Annotated in this window: 16 protein-coding genes; 11 read left to right on the top strand and 5 right to left on the bottom strand. The window is 63.1% G+C overall.

The features are described from left to right. Positions 1 to 592 precede the first annotated feature (592 nt). The 10 genes from ACW7G1_RS03385 to coaE all read left to right on the top strand — a co-directional run bounded on the left by ACW7G1_RS03385 (position 593) and on the right by coaE (position 8219). Complete coding sequence (locus ACW7G1_RS03385) at positions 593 to 985, top strand: pilin (RefSeq protein ID WP_456978343.1); 393 nt, start codon at positions 593 to 595, stop codon at positions 983 to 985. Between the two features lie 242 nt (positions 986 to 1227). Continuing rightward, complete coding sequence (locus ACW7G1_RS03380; protein WP_456978342.1) at positions 1228 to 1620, top strand: HNH endonuclease; 393 nt, start codon at positions 1228 to 1230, stop codon at positions 1618 to 1620. Between the two features lie 27 nt (positions 1621 to 1647). Next, positions 1648 to 1869 carry a hypothetical protein gene (locus ACW7G1_RS03375; RefSeq protein ID WP_456978341.1) on the top strand — a complete coding sequence of 74 codons (222 nt, stop codon included), beginning with the start codon at positions 1648 to 1650 and terminating at the stop codon, positions 1867 to 1869. Positions 1870 to 2156: 287 nt separating this feature from the next. Continuing rightward, complete coding sequence (locus tag ACW7G1_RS03370; protein ID WP_456978340.1) at positions 2157 to 2576, top strand: transposase; 420 nt, start codon at positions 2157 to 2159, stop codon at positions 2574 to 2576. 290 nt (positions 2577 to 2866) lie between these two features. Beyond that, positions 2867 to 3145, top strand: a complete 279-nt coding sequence (locus ACW7G1_RS03365; protein ID WP_456978339.1) for an antitoxin of toxin-antitoxin stability system — start codon at positions 2867 to 2869, stop codon at positions 3143 to 3145. Beyond that, positions 3142 to 3423 (top strand): type II toxin-antitoxin system RelE/ParE family toxin, encoded by a 282-nt coding sequence (locus ACW7G1_RS03360; RefSeq protein ID WP_456978338.1) that lies wholly within the window; start codon positions 3142 to 3144, stop codon positions 3421 to 3423. The genes ACW7G1_RS03365 and ACW7G1_RS03360 overlap by 4 nt, the downstream gene beginning before the upstream one ends. 93 nt (positions 3424 to 3516) lie before the next feature. Continuing rightward, on the top strand, positions 3517 to 5241 hold the full coding sequence (gene pilB / locus ACW7G1_RS03355) for a type IV-A pilus assembly ATPase PilB (protein WP_456978337.1): 1725 nt from the start codon (positions 3517 to 3519) through the stop codon (positions 5239 to 5241). Between the two features lie 202 nt (positions 5242 to 5443). Next, the gene (locus ACW7G1_RS03350) at positions 5444 to 6706 is read left to right on the top strand and encodes a type II secretion system F family protein (protein WP_456978336.1); all 1263 of its coding nucleotides are present in this window, start codon (positions 5444 to 5446) and stop codon (positions 6704 to 6706) included. A 9-nt stretch (positions 6707 to 6715) separates the two neighbouring features. Further along, on the top strand, positions 6716 to 7579 hold the full coding sequence (locus tag ACW7G1_RS03345; protein WP_456978335.1) for a prepilin peptidase: 864 nt from the start codon (positions 6716 to 6718) through the stop codon (positions 7577 to 7579). Positions 7580 to 7604: 25 nt separating this feature from the next. Further along, a complete protein-coding gene (gene coaE / locus ACW7G1_RS03340) occupies positions 7605 to 8219 on the top strand; it encodes a dephospho-CoA kinase (RefSeq protein WP_456978334.1) in 615 nt (204 codons plus the stop codon). Positions 8220 to 8422: 203 nt separating this feature from the next. Here the strand turns inward: coaE and mutT are convergent, their stop codons facing one another. From mutT to ACW7G1_RS03325, 3 genes are all read right to left on the bottom strand, one after another. Then, positions 8423 to 9460, bottom strand: coding sequence for an 8-oxo-dGTP diphosphatase MutT (gene mutT / locus ACW7G1_RS03335; RefSeq protein WP_456978333.1), 1038 nt, complete (start codon positions 9458 to 9460; stop codon positions 8423 to 8425). Positions 9461 to 9529: 69 nt separating this feature from the next. Continuing rightward, the gene (secA, locus tag ACW7G1_RS03330; protein WP_456978332.1) at positions 9530 to 12301 is read right to left on the bottom strand and encodes a preprotein translocase subunit SecA; all 2772 of its coding nucleotides are present in this window, start codon (positions 12299 to 12301) and stop codon (positions 9530 to 9532) included. Positions 12302 to 12464: 163 nt separating this feature from the next. Further along, complete coding sequence (locus ACW7G1_RS03325) at positions 12465 to 13385, bottom strand: M23 family metallopeptidase (protein ID WP_456978331.1); 921 nt, start codon at positions 13383 to 13385, stop codon at positions 12465 to 12467. Between the two features lie 7 nt (positions 13386 to 13392). Between ACW7G1_RS03325 and ACW7G1_RS03320 the strand changes: the two genes are divergently transcribed. After that, complete coding sequence (locus ACW7G1_RS03320; RefSeq protein ID WP_456962367.1) at positions 13393 to 13842, top strand: DciA family protein; 450 nt, start codon at positions 13393 to 13395, stop codon at positions 13840 to 13842. A 256-nt stretch (positions 13843 to 14098) separates the two neighbouring features. Here the strand turns inward: ACW7G1_RS03320 and lpxC are convergent, their stop codons facing one another. Both lpxC and ftsZ read right to left on the bottom strand, forming a co-directional pair. Further along, positions 14099 to 15016, bottom strand: coding sequence for a UDP-3-O-acyl-N-acetylglucosamine deacetylase (lpxC, locus tag ACW7G1_RS03315; RefSeq protein WP_456978330.1), 918 nt, complete (start codon positions 15014 to 15016; stop codon positions 14099 to 14101). Between the two features lie 396 nt (positions 15017 to 15412). Continuing rightward, the gene (gene ftsZ, locus ACW7G1_RS03310) at positions 15413 to 16630 is read right to left on the bottom strand and encodes a cell division protein FtsZ (RefSeq protein ID WP_456978329.1); all 1218 of its coding nucleotides are present in this window, start codon (positions 16628 to 16630) and stop codon (positions 15413 to 15415) included. Positions 16631 to 16682: the final 52 nt, after the last annotated feature.

Below are 16682 nucleotides of genomic sequence, written 5' to 3'. Positions count from 1 at the left end.
GCCTTTCTGGCAACACAAAAAACCCCGGCAACCGCCGGGGTTTTTCTATTGGATGTTCTATGACCGTTGTACGTGACCGCCAAGTACGGTTGTAAGTTATCGATCGGGTGCACGTGGACACGGCCAATTAACTGCGCCACAGCCGCCCAGCAAGACGGGACGCCCCGGTTCGAGGAACTGCTGGCAACCCACCAGTCAAAGAAGACGGCCTACGTGATGAATGCCTAGCTGAAGCCGCTATGGATAACATGCACTATTTAGGCGTGGCACCGAGCATCGCAACAAATAGACTACACGTGTCCCAAAATGCCGAATTCTGACGCTAATGCACCTTGCCCGGAAACTGCGCCACTACTGCCGCGACATCGTCAGTCTGGCGTGCTGAGCGATGCATACAGACCAACCGGAAGGCATCAACAACAAGATCAAGTTGATCAAGCGCACGACCTACGCCTGTGGCAACCAGTTCCTACTGAAAATAGGGGCTGTTCTTCCCGACAGTCCTTGAAAAGTCTTTTTCGCAGGCTCATTCGTTGGCATGATTCATGCAACGATCACATTGCATTCGAGAGAGAGAGAGGGGGGGGTTGTCATGAGCAACGTACGCGGCTTCACATTAATTGAGCTGATGATCGTAATCGCGATCATTGCTATCTTGGCGGCGATTGCGTTACCGGCCTATCAGGACTACACCATCCGCGCCCAAGTCTCTGAGGGCGTTGTGCAGGCAAGTGCGGCCAAGACGACCATCGCTGAAAACCTGACTTCTGACGTCGCGACAAAGTGCACTGGTATCAATACTGGCACCATTGGTCGCACTACTATTGCGTGCACCGAACCGGGCACGATTAATGTGTCTGTGACTGCTAGCAACTCTGTCGTGGTGACGTTTAACTTGACCGCTGCAGTTGTGAATGGCGGCGTGACTTGGGATTGCACCACCTCAAGCGACAATAGATACGTTCCTTCTAATTGCCGTAGCTAACGAGAGGGGAAGGGGCCGGAAAAGGGGTCAGATAGGATTTCCACTTGAATCGGAAACCCTGAAGTAATAGGCGATTCAGTCGACCTCATTTCTGGCCACACTAAGCGTTAGGCTTGACCGGAAATTTGCACGTGCTTAAAGTTTGCGCTAGGCTCAGCGTACTGTAAAAGCAGAAGCTGGCTGAGCTACTCAGTCAGTCGCCGGTGAGGATACCCCCGGCGCCTACATCTGATCCCAAGGACATGTGGGGCTTCCTTTTTTTGGAGTCTTACCTCATGTCAAAATCTATTGTTCACGCCCGAAATTTTGCTGCACATAAGCAAGATAATCTCTGCTACTACTGTGGTGTACTCATGCTGCTAGGTGAGCCAGGCTTATTCCTCACCAAGCACCGCGTCAGTAAGCGCCAAGCCAGACTTCTCCAATGCACGGCGGAGCATGTAGTTCCTCGGTGTGATGGCGGCACTAATGGCCGTTCAAATATTGTGGCGGCATGCTTCTTCTGCAACCACACGCGTCATGCCAGGCCCCAGCCACTTGATACACCTGCGTACAAGAGGTTTGTCCAGCATCGAGTCGCAAGGGGGCGCTGGTTGCTCGCCAGCCTTCCTTCATCGTTGCGGCGCCAAGCTTAACTCAGGCGTTTCCACTAGGGGAATAAAATGGCGGCTTTGGCCTATCTTGGAATTATCGTATTCATCATTGGCGGCATCGGAACCCTGATCGCCGCGTTCAAGACAAGCATCTTGTGGGGGCTAGGTTGCTTGTTCATAGCCCCCGTAACACTATTCTTTCTAGTCCTACATTGGGACGTTGCCAAGAACCCGATTTTTCTTCAACTTACCGGGCTTGCATTGGCATTCATCGGCAGCAGCAACTTCTGACAGGACAGCAGCATGGGCGGGGAAAAAGGGGTCGGAGTGGAGAACATTTCCACTTGAATCGGCAACCCTGAAGTAACAGGCACCCGATTCACTCGACCTCGCCTTCCTGGCACCACAAAAAGCCCCGGCACCCGCCGGGGTTTTTTTGTTGGCGCAAGACAAGCCACCAGCCCGTCCCGCCAACAATCCATCGCCCCCTTTTCCTACGCTGCCATGCGCACTGGGCCGATACAGGACTCCCCAGGCAACGACCACGCTGAGCACTTTCAACCATTGGAGTGCCACGCATGCGTCGCCCCCGACTGGAGTTACCTGGCATCCCGATGCATATCACCCATCGCGGGGTCAATCGCGGCGCCACCTTCATCGATGACGAGGATCACGCCGCTTATTTCGATGCGCTGACGATTGCGGCCACCACCCATGATGTCGCGGTGCATGGCTGGGTGCTGATGGGCAATCACGTGCACCTGTCGGTAAGCGCCGCGGTGACGGGAGCGGTGTCGCGGATGATGCAGTCACTCGGAAGGCGCTACGTGCGCGCCTTCAACCACAAATTCGCCCGTTCCGGAACGTTGTGGGAGGGGCGGTTCCGCTCATGCCTGATGGACAGCGACCGCTACTTGTTGACGTGCCTGCGCTACATCGAGCTCAATCCCGTGCGCGCGGGGCTGGCTGCATTGCCGTGGGAGTTACCGGTGGTCTAGCGTGCACGCCAACCTCGGCCTGCAGCCATGGCCCTTGCTGCAACCGCACCCGTCCTTCATCGCGCTGGGCGCGGATGCCGCCATCCGCGTTGCGCGCTATCGGGCCGTGCTGATGGAACCGCTTGACCAGGACCAGTTGAATGCGGTGCGCGAGCACATGCGCCAGGAGCGTGCATTGGGCTCGCCACGGTTCCAGGCAATGGTGGAGAAGACGCTGCAGCGGCCAGCCAAGACCCCTGAGCCCGAAAGTAGTGATAACGTATACACTATGTCATCACCGGAAGTGGCCCATGTCAAAGCAAGCTGTGTTCACGATGAAGCTGGAACCCGAGCTGCGGGAGCAATTCTTGGCGGAAGCCGAAGCGGTGCATCGCCCGGCCTCGCAGGTGGTGCGAGAACTGATGCGCGAGTTCGTTCAACGCCAACGCCAAGTGCGCGAGTACGACGAGTTCCTGCAACGCAAGGTCCAAGTGGCGCGGGCGTCGATGCGTGCGGGGCGCGGTCGATCCAATGACGAGGTCGACGCCAAGTTCGCCGCACGGCGCACTAAAGTGACCGACCAGGCGTGAGAGTGCTCTGGACGCCGGAAGCCGAGCACGACCGTGACGACATCTGGGACCACATCACAGCTGACAACCCGTCGGCCGCCGCGCGGATGGACCTGCTTTTCAGTGACGCCGCAGCAAAATTGGCAGAGCTTCCGATGCTCGGGTATGTTGGCAAGATCCCCGGCACCCGCGAGTTGATCCCGCATAAGAGCTACCGCCTGGTGTACGAGATAACGATCAACGACAACACCGTTTGGGTGCTGGCGTTGGTCCATACCGCACGCCAGTGGCCTCAGTGACGAATTGACTTGCGCGGCGCACCACGACCCCGGCGCCGCCCTGCCAAGGGGCGATTGCAGTAAAGTTGTCCGCACGGGATCACAGGGGATCACATGAACGCCGTAGCTACTGCCAACCTGGTAGGGATCACCGGTATTGCCCGGCGACTGGTGCTGGACGGTGCGCTGAGCGAGGCCGCTGCCCGCGAAGCCATGGCCGCGGCCAGCGACGAGCGCAAACCGCTGGCCAACTACATCGTCGACAAGCGCCTGGTCACGCCGGCCCATCTGGCGGCGGCCAACTCGATCGAGTTCGGGGTACCGTTGTTTGATGCCGCGGCGATGGACCCGGAGCAATCGGCGGTCAAGCTGGTCAAGGAAGAGCTGCTGCGCAAGCACTGCGTGCTGCCGTTGTTCAGGCGCGGCAACCGGCTGTTCGTGGGCGTTGCCGACCCGACCAACACCCATGCGCTGTCGGAGATCAAGTTCCAGACCAACTTCACCATCGAGGCGATTCTGGTCGATGAGGAGAGCATCAAGCGCCACCTGGACCGCTGGCTGGAAAGTGCCGATGCGCTGGGTGATGCGATGGGCGGCGACGACGAGGGGCTGGAGAACCTCGACGTCAGTAACGATGAGGACGACTCCGACGCCGGGGTCGACGCCAAGACGGACGACACGCCGGTCGTCAAGTTCATCAACAAGGTGTTGGTCGACGCGATCCGCCGCGGCGCGTCGGACATCCACTTTGAGCCCTACGAGACCGAATACCGGGTGCGCCTGCGCATCGATGGTCTGCTCAAGCAGTCGGCGCGGGTGCCGGTGAAACTGCAGCCACGCATCTCCGCACGCCTGAAGGTGATGGCGCAACTGGACATCGCCGAGAAGCGGGCGCCCCAGGACGGGCGCATCAAGCTCAACCTGAGCAAGACCCGGCAGATCGACTTCCGCGTCAGCACCTTGCCAACCCTGTTTGGCGAGAAGATCGTGCTGCGTATCCTGGACGGCAGTGCCGCCAAGATGGGCATCGAGAAGCTGGGCTACGAGGACGAGCAGCGCGACCTGTTCCTGGGTGCGGTGCAGCGGCCGTACGGCATGGTGCTGGTCACCGGCCCCACCGGCTCGGGCAAGACGGTGTCGCTGTACACCGCGCTGAACATCCTCAATGACGAGACCCGCAACATCTCCACGGTCGAGGATCCGGTCGAGATCCGGGTGCCCGGCATCAACCAGGTACAGATGAACCTCAAGCGCGGCATGACCTTTGCCGCCGCACTGCGCAGCTTCCTGCGCCAGGATCCGGACGTGATCATGGTCGGCGAGATCCGCGACCTGGAAACCGCCGAGATCGGCATCAAGGCGGCCCAGACCGGGCACATGGTGCTGTCCACCCTGCATACCAACGACGCCCCGCAAACCATTGCGCGGTTGATGAACATGGGCGTGGCGCCGTTCAACATCACCTCCTCGGTCACCCTGGTGATCGCCCAGCGGTTGGCGCGGCGGCTGCACAGCTGCAAGCGCCCGGTGGAACTGCCGGAGCATGCTTTGCTGGCCGAAGGGTTTACCGCGGAGGAAATCGCCGACCCCGAGTTCAAGCTGTACGAGGCGGTCGGTTGCGACGACTGCACCGAGGGCTACAAAGGCCGGACCGGTATCTACCAGGTGATGCCGATGAGCGACGAGATCCAGACCATCGTGCTGGCCGGCGGCAACGCGATGCAGATTGCCGCGGCGGCCCAGGCGGCCGGCGTGCGTGATCTGCGGCAATCGGCATTGTTGAAAGCCCGCAACGGCGTCACCAGCCTGGCGGAGATCAACCGCGTGACCAAGGACTGAGGTCTCAAGGTCACGCACCGTGACCGGCGTTGCTATCGCGACGTGGAAGGTCAGGATATGCTGGCCTACGGCATGCTTGGTATTTTATGCGGGGCGTGCCGGGTAGTCCGCAGCCGGGGAGGCGCGGCCTACACTGGGGAATGATGTGTCACCACTGACCCATCACATTGGTCGAATTGCTACGCGTTACTGGGGCCCAACCATGTCCGTTACCCGATCTGCTGCCACCAAGTCTGCCGCTGCGGTACGCCGCGCCGAGCCGTTGCCGATGTTTGTCTGGGAGGGCACCGACAAGCGCGGCGTCGTCATGAAGGGAGAGCAGACCGCAAGGAACGCCAACTTCGTGCGCGCCGAGCTGCGCAAGATGGGCATCACCCCGAAGGTGGTCAAGGTCAAGCCCAAGCCGCTGTTCGGCAGTACCGGCAAGCGGGTCACGCCGCAGGACATCGCGATCTTCGCCCGTCAGGTAGCCACCATGATGAAGGCCGGCGTACCGATCGTGGGTTCGTTGGAGATCATCGCCAGCGGCAACAAGAACCCGAAGATGCAGAAGCTGGTCAACTCGCTCCGCTCGGAGGTCGAGAGCGGCTCGTCGTTGAGCGAAGCATTGGGCAAGCATCCGGTGGAGTTCGACGAACTGTTCCGCAACCTGGTCAAGGCCGGTGAGTCGGCCGGCGTGCTGGAAACGGTGCTCGACACCGTGGCGACCTACAAGGAAAACACCGAGGCGTTGAAGGGCAAGATCAAGAAGGCGATGTTCTACCCGGCCGCAGTGGTGGCGGTGGCGTTGATTGTCAGCGCGATCCTGCTGGTGTTCGTGGTGCCGATGTTCGAGGACGTATTTGCCGGCTTCGGCGCTGAACTACCTGCCTTTACCCAGATGGTCGTCAACATGAGCCGCTTCATGGTGGCGTGGTGGTGGTTGATCCTGATCGCCTCGGTCGCGGCTGTGGTCGCCTTCATCATGGTCAAAAACCGCTCGCTGGCATTCCAGTATTTCCTCGACCGGCTGATCCTCAAGGTGCCAGTGGTGGGCGCGATCATCCACAACTCGGCGATCTCCCGTTTTGCGCGGACCCTGGCGGTGACCTTCAAGGCCGGCGTGCCGTTGGTGGAAGGCCTGGACACCGTGGCCGGTGCGACCGGCAACATCGTCTACGAGAAGGCGGTGAACCGGGTGCGCGACGACGTTGCGGTGGGCTACTCGGTCAACATGGCGATGAAGCAGACCAACCAGTTCCCGCACATGGTGGTGCAGATGACCGCGATCGGCGAGGAAGCCGGCGCCCTGGACGATATGCTGTTCAAGGTCGCCGAGTTTTACGAGCGCGAGGTCAATGACGCGGTCGACGCGCTGTCGAGCCTGCTGGAGCCGATGATCATGGTGTTCCTGGGCGTGGTGGTCGGCGGCATGGTGATCGCGATGTACCTGCCGATCTTCAAGCTCGGCGCGGTAGTCGGATAAGCTCAGCCGATGGCATTCCTCGACCAGAATCCTGAAATAGGCTATCCCTTGGTGGCGGGTTTCGGCCTGCTGCTGGGCAGCTTCATCAACGTGGTGATCCTGCGCCTGCCCAAGCGGCTGGAGTGGCAGTGGCAGCGCGACAGCCGCGAGGTGCTGGGCGAGCCGGACGATTACGATCCGCCGCCGCCAGGCATCGTGGTGGAGCGCTCGCACTGCCCGCAATGCAAGCGTCAGCTGAGCTGGTACGAGAACATCCCGGTGCTCAGCTGGGTGATCCAGCGCGGCCGTTGCCGTGGCTGCGCGGCCCGGATATCGATCCAGTACCCGCTGGTGGAGTTGTTGACCGCGGTGCTGATGGTCGCCTGCGTGTGGCGCTTCGGCTTCGGCTGGCAGGGCTTCGGGGCGATGGTGTTTACCGGCTTTCTGATCTCGCTGTCGGGGATCGACCTGCGCACCCAGTTATTGCCCGACCAGTTGACGTTGCCGCTGATGTGGCTGGGGTTGATCGCCGCGGCGGACAATCTGTACATGGCCACCAAGCCGGCGCTGCTGGGCGCGGTGGCCGGTTACCTGTCGCTGTGGCTGGTCTGGTGGGTATTCAAGCAGGTCACCGGCAAGGAAGGCATGGGCCACGGCGACTTCAAGCTGCTGGCCGCGATCGGCGCCTGGGTCGGCCTCAACGGCATCCTGCCGACGGTACTGCTGTCATCGCTGGTCGGGGCCATCATCGGCTCGGTCTGGCTGGCCGCAAAAGGCCGCGACAAGGCCACCCCGATCCCGTTCGGCCCCTACCTCGCCGTCGCCGGCTGGCTGGCGTTCTTCTGGGGCGACCAGATGGTTGACAGCTACCTGCGGGTCGCGGGACTGGCCTGACCGGTCACATGGCATCCTGTGCGGTATGAGCAACTGCATCATCGGCGTCACCGGCGGAGTCGCCTCGGGCAAGAGCGCGGTCACGCGGCGTTTTGAGTCGTTGGGCATCTTCGTGGCCGATGCGGACCTTGCCGCGCGTGAGGCGGTGGCGCCGGGCTCGGAAGGCCTGACCGAGGTGGTGCAGACATTTGGCGCCGAAGTCCTGCTCGGCGATGGCCAACTGGACCGTGCGCGGATGCGCGAGCGGGTGTTCGCCGATGCCGGTGCCCGGACCGAACTGGAGGCCATCATCCATCCACGGGTACGCGCCCGGCTGCATGTGCTGTGCGAGGCTGCCGGCGGGCCGTATGCGATTGCCGCGATCCCGTTGCTGGCTGAAGGCGGCGGGCGCACGGCGTATCCCTGGCTGGACCGGATCCTGGTAGTGGACGTGCCGGTGCAGGTACAGCGCGAGCGCCTGATCAAACGCGATGGCGTGGACCTGGCGCTGGCCGAGTCGATGATTGCGGCGCAGGCTACCAGAGCTCAGCGGTTGGCGATTGGCGATGACGTGATCGTCAATGATGGGCCGTTGGGGGCGCTGGACGCGCATGTGGAATCGTTGGATCGGCGGTATCGAGTGGTGGCAGCCGAGAGATAGCCCCGGTGGTGTATTGCGGGGTGGCGCATTGAAATACGCCCTACGATAGCGGGTGCCACCGGCCATTACGGCCTACGCGGGGCGGCGCATTGTTAATGCGCCCTACTTGCTGCGGTGTATTGCGCGGTGGCGCATTGAAATACGCCCTACCCACACCCAACGTAGGGCGCATTAACAATGCGCCATGGCATAGCGACCGGGGGCTAAACGATATCCGTCGGCCATAACGCGCGGATGGCGGCGATGCCTTGCGCGCCGTGCTGGCGGGCTTCGGCGAGGTCATCGGGGCCGAGGCCGCCGATGGCGTACAACGGCAGGCTGACGTGCTCGCGCAGGCGCGCAAAACCGTCCCAGCCGATGCCAGGGGCGCCCGGATGGCTGGCGGTGGGCTTGATGCTGCCAACGACGGCGAAGTCGCAACCGAGTGCTTCGGCGGCGCGGAGGTCTTCAATGGTGTGGCAGGACGCGGCGAGCAGGACGCCGTCGGCGACCGGGCGGGTTGTCACCGACGATAGTTGCGCCGCGCGCAGGTGCAGTCCAATGCCAAGCGAGGTCGCCAGTGCGGCATCGCCGTTGACCAGCACCTCCGCTCCCACGGCTCGGCAGCGCGCGGCCGCGCTGGCGGCCAGTTCCGGCCAGCGCTTGGGATCCACACTCGGCGCGCGCAGCTGGACCCGGCGAATGCCCTGGGCGAGTGCGCGATCCAGCTCAGTCAGCCATTCCTCTTCCGCATTCGTGTGCGTCTCCGCAGTCAGCGAATCAAGGGCGGTAGGCACCGACGGCGCGAGTAGGCCGGCAGTCGTTGTCCCTATATCCGGCGTCACCAGATACAGCTCCGGCTGCAGCAACGCGGCGACGACCGGGCGGTCGGCGGGCGGCATCGGATAGCTGGAAAGTTTGTGCGGGGGGACCCAGGCCAGCGCCTGGCCTTCGCAGCCACGGGGTCGTCCGCGCCACTGGGCGATCTGGCGGACGTCCAGGGTCAGCCGCTTGTCGGGGTAGATCTGCGGGACTTTGATCAACGCCGCGCCGACGTCAACCTGGATACCGAGTTCCTCGTCCAGCTCGCGCGCGAGAGCGGCTTCGGCCGATTCACCGGGGTCGATCTTGCCGCCGGGAAACTCCCACCGCCCGGCCAGGTCACGACCTTCGGTGCGCCGGGTCAACAGGATCCGCCCGCGGGCGTCGCGGATGACTCCGGCGACGACCTGGACGACGCGCGATGGAGGGTCGCCGCTCATCGGGTCAGGGAGGCGGCGTCGCTGGATTGGCGCGCGCGCTCATCGTCGTGCGCGCTCGGTGAAGGCTCGTCAGGCCAGCTGTCCATGGCAGTGCTTGTATTTCTTGCCGCTGCCGCAGGGGCAAGGTTCATTGCGACCCACCTTGGGCAATGCCGGTTCAGCGGCATGGCGCGCCAGACCCGGGCCACCGGCCTGGGCGATGGCGGCCTGTGCCTGCTCGGCCTCTTCATCGGCGCCATAACCACCCGCCGAAGCATGCTGGAACTGCATGTTTCGGGCCTGCGCCTCGGCCTGCGCACGCTCCTGGGCTTCCAGCGCGGCGACTTCCTCCTCGCTGCGGATGCGCACGCGTGCCAGCATCGAGATGACCTCGCGCTTGACCTTCTCCAGCATGTCGCTGAACAGGATAAATGCCTCGGACTTGTACTCCTGCTTGGGCTGCTTCTGGGCGTAACCGCGCAAGTGGATGCCCTGGCGCAGGAAATCCATCTGCGCCAGGTGCTCTTTCCAGCTCTGGTCCAGGACGTTGAGCATGATGTGCTTCTCGAGCATGCGCGTGGTATCGGGACCCAACTGCGCCTCGCGCTCGGCAACGTGGGCAGCCACCTGCTCGTTGACGTACTCGGCGATGGCCTCGGCATCGATCTCGGCGTTGTCGCGCACCTTGGCCTGTACGTCCACGCGCAGGTTGAAGTCGCTGACCAGCGCGGTTTCCAGCCCCGGCAGGTCCCACTGCTCGTCGATCGAGTTGAGCGGCACGTAGCGGGCCACGGTCTCGGCGACCACGTCATCGCGGATGTTGTCGATGTTTTCCTTGACGTCCTGCGCCTCCAGCAACTCGTTGCGTTGGCCGTAGATCACCTTGCGCTGGTCGTTGTTGACGTCGTCAAAGTCCAGCAGGTTCTTGCGGATGTCGAAGTTGTGCGCCTCGACCTTGCGCTGCGCGCTGGCGATCTGCTTGGACACCAGCGGGCTTTCGATGATGTCGTCTTCCTTCAGGCCCATCCGGGTCATGACCCGCTGCACCCAGTCGGCCGCGAAGATGCGCATCAGGTTGTCTTCCAACGACAGGTAGAAGCGCGAGGACCCCGGGTCACCCTGGCGGCCGGCGCGACCGCGCAGCTGGTTGTCGATCCGCCGCGACTCGTGGCGCTCGGTACCCACGATGTGCAAGCCGCCGGCGGCCTTGACCGCGTCATGACGCACCTTCCATTCGGCCTTCAGGCGCGCGCGGGTAACCTCGTCCACCGGCTCGCCGGTCTCGGCCTCGATCTGCTCGATCTCGTTCTCCCACGACCCGCCCAGCACGATATCGGTACCGCGACCGGCCATGTTGGTGGCGATGGTGATCGCACCGGGCCGGCCGGCCTGGGCAACGATGGTCGCCTCACGCTCATGCTGCTTGGCGTTGAGCACTTCGTGGTCGATGCCGGCCTCGCGCAGCTGCTGGCTGAGCATTTCGGAGACCTCGATGGAGGTGGTCCCCACCAGCACCGGCTGGTCTTTCGCGTGCGCTTCCTTGATCTCGGCGGCTACCGCGCGGTACTTGCCGGCGCGGTTGAGGAACACCGCATCGGCACTGTCCTTGCGCTGCACCGGACGGTTGGGCGGGATGACCACGACTTCCAGCGAGTAGATGCTCTCGAACTCGAACGCCTCGGTGTCCGCGGTACCGGTCATGCCGGCAAGCTTGTTGTACATCCGGAACAGGTTCTGGAAGGTGATCGACGCCAGCGTCTGGTTGTCGCGCTGGACCGGCACACCCTCCTTCGCCTCGACCGCCTGGTGCAGACCGTCCGACCAGCGCCGCCCGGCCAGGGTACGGCCGGTGAACTCATCGACGATCACCACCTCGCCATCGCGGACGATGTAGTCCACGTCGCGCTGATAGATTGCATGGGCGCGCAAGGCGGCATTGAGGTGATGGACGATGGCGAGGTTCTGCGGCGAATACAGCCCGCCCTCCTCCTCGTTTGCATCGAGGATGCCAGCATCGCGCAGCAACTGCTCGGCGTTCTCCTGCCCGGTCTCGGACAGGTGCACCTGCTTGCCCTTTTCGTCAACCCAGTAGTCGCCTTCGCCTTCCTCTTCTTTCTGCCGGGTCAGCGACGGCACGATCCGGTTGGTCTTGATGTACAGCTCGGGCGAATCCTCGGCGGGGCCGGAGATGATCAGCGGCGTGCGCGCTTCATCGATCAGGATCGAGTCGACCTCATCGACAATCGCGAAATTCAGGCCGCGTTGGTGGCGGTCCTCCTTCGACAGCGCCATGTTGTCGCGCAGGTAGTCGAAGCCGAACTCGTTGTTGGTGCCGTAGGTGATATCGGCGTTGTAGGCCTCGGCCTTGTCGCCGTGCGGCATGCCCGGGTAGACCACCCCGACCGACAGGCCCAGGAAGTTGTACACCTTGCCCATCCACGCCGAGTCGCGCCGGGCCAGGTAGTCGTTGACGGTGACCAGGTGCACGCCATCGCCACTGAGGGCGTTGAGGTAGACCGGCAAGGTGCCGACCAGAGTCTTGCCCTCACCGGTGCGCATCTCGGCGATCTTGCCCAGGTGCAGGACCATGCCACCAACCAGCTGGACGTCGTAGTGGCGCATTCCCAGCACCCGGCGGGAAGCTTCGCGACAGACGGCAAATGCCTCCGGCAGAATCTGGTCGAGGGTGGCGCCATCGGCCAGGCGCTGCTTGAACTCGGGGGTCTTGGCTTGCAGCTCGGCGTCGCTGAGTTTCTCCAGGTCCGGCTCAAATGCGTTGATCTTGGTCACGGAGCGTTGCAATTGGCGCAGCAGGCGGTCATTGCGGCTGCCAAAGACGCGAGTAAGCATGTTGTTGAGCATTGATTGGTCCAGAACGAATCAGGCGAGCGCGACACCACGGAAGCAAGATTGCATCGCGAAAACGAAAACAGGGCGCTGGGCACCCTGTCATGGCAAAGCCTATTCTAGCGTGGGGGCGCGCAGACGCCTATCAAGGGGCCAATGGCGATCTCAGCCCCGCAGCTCAGCCCCGCAGCGGAGAACGCTGGGCAAGAAACTTCTTGGGGTTGACCGCCCGGCCGTCCTGCCAGACCTCGAAGTGCACGTGGGCGCCGGTGGAGCGCCCGGTGGAACCGGCCTTGGCGACCTGCTGCCCGGCGCGGACCAGCGCCCCCACCTTGAGAGTCAGCTTGGAGTTGTGGGCATAGCGGGTCACGTAGCCGTTGCCGTGGTCGATCTCCACGGTATTGCCGTAGCCGGAGCGGCTACCGGAGAAGCTGACCACGCCATCGGCAACGGCCATCACCGGGTCGCCGACATTGGCTTCGAAATCAATGCCCTTGTGGAGCGCGCGGCCGCCACGGATCGGGTCCGCCCGATAGCCGAAGTTGGAGGTGATGTAACTGTCGATCGGCTCGCCTGAAGGCACCGAGTTCATATCCAGCTGACGGTTGAACAGCAGCGACTCCAGAACCGACAGCTGCTCACCGGAGGCCTGGAACTGCGCGCCCAGCTCAACCAGGCCCTGGTTGAGCTCACTCTTGGGCATGTCCTGGACGATGCCGCCACCACCAAGACCCACCGGTTTGTTGAAGTTGAACTCGCCATCCTGCAGTTGACCGATGCGGGTCAGGCGCTCACCCAGGGCATTGAGCCGGTTGGCCTCGGCCTGCAGTTCGCCCAGACGGGCCGCCAGCGCGTTGATTTCGCGTTGCGCCTCGGCCTGGGTGGTCTGCAATTGCGCTTGCTGGGCGTCCACCTGGTGACGCAGCGACAGGTTGCCGGCGACTCCGGCACCGATGCCGAGCGCCAGGCCACCGCCCAGCAGCAACGCGGCGGTCGGGCCCGGGCGGCGCGACGCTTGCCGGGTCATGGTGTCCATCAGGCGTTGCGCCATTAACGCCCACCTGCCACGCGATTTGTTTACGATGTCTTGATAGGTCATAGGTCCAATGTCTGATTCCCGATCCAACCCGCCGCGTCGTCCATCGACTCCTGTTGCAGCGCTCGATGCGCTGCTGGCAGAGCCGGCTGGCGACCCGATTCGTCGTGCCCTCTGGCTCGACGAGCTGGACCGTCGTTTACGCCCCCTCCTGCCGCCCCCGCTTGCCGCGCATGCGCGACTGGCGAATTACGAGCGCGGCAGGCTCGTGTATTTGGTTGACTCCCCGGTGTGGCGAACGAAATTGCGTCTACTTGCTCCGGAACTGTTGGCGGGTGCCCGATCAATTGGACTGGGTGTGACCGAGTTCGCCATCAAGACGAGCCTCGTATCCAGTGCGCCCCCCCAACCTGCGCCCCGGAAACCGGTCACCATGTCCGCCGCTGCACACCAAGCGTTGCAGGCCGCGCTGGCGTCGTTGAAGCCTTCCAATCCGGACGAGCCCGACGACGCCGGATGAGCACTTGTTCCCGCTGGCATGTTGTATGCCGTGAAGATCAAGTGAGCACCGACGTCGCATGCTAAAGCTCCGAAACCCTCAATTTGTTAAGGGACCGGGAATAATGTGTATGTAAGTCGTTATTTCGAGGTAGTGGGTTCACTTCCGTGACGACGCGCACGGCGTACTCGCGGCGGCGCGCAGCTCGTCCATCACCATCAACCGCAGCGTCGCTGAATCCCGACCCCGGAACCGGAAGCCTTGCGAGGTAGTGCGATCACACCAACGATGGAATGCCGTAGGCCACCGATACGGCTTCTGGTTCTTCTGCCTCGGGGTAGCTGACGATTTCCCAGGCGGCCTGTTCAGCCAGTAATGCGCGCACCAGCTTGTTGTTCAGCGCATGGCCAGACTTGAAGCCCTCATAGGCCCCGATGACCGCATGGCCCGCCAGGTACAGGTCACCAATGGCATCCAGGATCTTGTGGCGGACAAATTCGTCGGCGTAGCGCAGCCCGTCCTCGTTGAGGACCCGGAACTCATCCAGCACGATGGCATTGTCCATCGAACCGCCCAGCCCGAGGTTGCGCTCGCGCATGTATTCCAGGTCGGTCATGAAGCCAAAGGTGCGGGCGCGGCTGACTTCCTTGATGTAGTTGCTGGTGGAGAACTCCACTTGCGCACGCGACTGCGCGTCGGGGATAGCCGGGTGGCGGAACTCCACGGTAAAGCCAACCCGGAAGCCCTCATAGGGCTCGAACCGGGCGCTCTTGTCGCCATCACGAACCTCGACCGGGTGCTTGATGCGGATGAACCGCTTGGCCGCGTCCTGCTCGGCAATGCCGGCGGACTGCAACAGGAACACGAACGGACCGGCCGAGCCGTCCATGATCGGCACTTCCGGAGCCGACAGGTCGATGTAGGCATTGTCGATGCCCAGTCCTGCCAGTGCGGACATCAGGTGCTCGACGGTCTGCACGTTGGCCGGGCCAAGGCTGAGACCGGTGCACAGGGTGGTCTCGGTGACCAGATCGGCGCGCGCGGGTATCTCGACCACCGGGTCCAGGTCGATACGACGGAATATGATCCCGGCATCAACCGGGGCCGGGCGCAAGGTCAGGAAGACCTTCTCGCCGCTATGCAGGCCCACGCCGGTGGCGCGGGTGACGTTCTTGAGGGTGCGCTGGCGCAACATGGGTGTAGGGGCAGGCCTTGTGACGGAATTTTTACAGCGCGCAAGATTAACACGCGGCGTCGCTGCCTCCGGTCAATACGGGGGCTGGCCGAGGAACCGGCCGAGGAAAATGACCGGTCACCGCCCATCGGGCAGGTGACCGGTCCAAACGTCCCGCGCAATCAAGCCACGGAACCAATCGAACTGGACATTGGCGTTACTTCAACTCGCTTTCATCGTCACTCCCGCGTCCGACTGGACTCCCTGCGGTCGAAAGCGGGAGTCCAAGGACGTTGCCCATCGGCGGCTTAGGGTCCATGGATCCCCGCTTTCGACCGAAGGAAGTCCAGTCGGACGCGGGGATGACGACAATTGTTCAAGCATTACCGGGTTAACAAGCCCGATCAATCAACGTGATCAATCTGCCTGCCGGCGCAGGAATGCCGGGATATCCAGATAGTTGGTGTCGTTGCCGAACTCCGCCGCGGCCGGAGCCGAAGACGGCATCTCGGACGAGGCGGCGCTGCTGCTGCCGCGCAAACTGCCGCCGAAACTCGGCATCGCCGGTGCAATCGCGTCGTCCATCGGGAATTCCGGCTCGCCGGTCGTGGCGTTGCGGACCAGCTGGATCGGCGGACGGTTGCCCTCGCCCGGACGGGCCTGGCGCACGACCGCGCGGTTCAGGCCGGTCGCGACCACGGTGACACGGACCTCGTCCTGCATGTCCGGGTCCAGCACGGTACCGATGACCACGGTCGCATCCTCGGACGCAAACGCCTCCACGGTGCGGCCGACTTCGTCGAACTCGGCCATGGTGAAATCCGGACCGGCGGTGATGTTGACCAGGATGCCGTTGGCGCCCTGCAGGTTGACGTCGTCCAGCAGCGGGTTCTGCACCGCCGCCTCGGCCGCGGCCTGCGCACGGTCGTCGCCGCGGGCGGAGCCGCTGCCCATCATCGCCAGGCCCATCTCGGACATCACGGTACGCACGTCGGCGAAGTCGACGTTGATCAGGCCGGGACGCACGATCAGGTCGGCAATGCCCTGCACGGCGCCCAACAGCACGTCGTTGGCGGCACGGAAGGCCTGGATCATGGTCGCGTTGCGGCCGAGCACGGTGATCAGCTTCTCGTTGGGGATGGTGATCAGCGAGTCGACATGATGGCTGAGCTCCTCGATGCCCTTGAGTGCTACCTGCATGCGGCGGCGACCTTCAAACGGGAACGGTTTGGTCACCACCGCGACGGTCAGGATGCCCATCTCCTTGGCCAGTTGTGCGACCACGGGGGCCGCGCCGGTGCCGGTGCCGCCGCCCATGCCGGCGGTGATGAACACCATGTCGGCGCCCTCCATCGCGTCCATCAGCCGCTCGCGGTCTTCCAGTGCGGCCTGGCGACCGACCTCCGGGTTCGCGCCTGCGCCCAGGCCCTTGGTGACGTTGGTGCCAAGTTGCAGCTGCAGCTTCGCGCCGCAGTTCTTGATTGCCTGCGAGTCGGTGTTGGCGGTGATGAACTCCACCCCATCGACGTTGTTGCTGACCATGTGGGCAACCGCGTTGCCGCCGCCACCCCCGACGCCGATCACCTTGATGATCGCATTGGGGGCCATGTTTTCTACCAGTTCAAAGTGCGCCATGTCCGTGTCCTCGTTGGTCTAGTTATGTAGTGCTGGGTGTCGCGTGGTACTG

It is taken from the genome of Lysobacter sp. A378, from assembly GCF_054052125.1.
The sequence above is the reverse complement of the archived record's forward strand: the minus strand, read 5'-3'. Positions and strand labels throughout refer to the sequence as shown.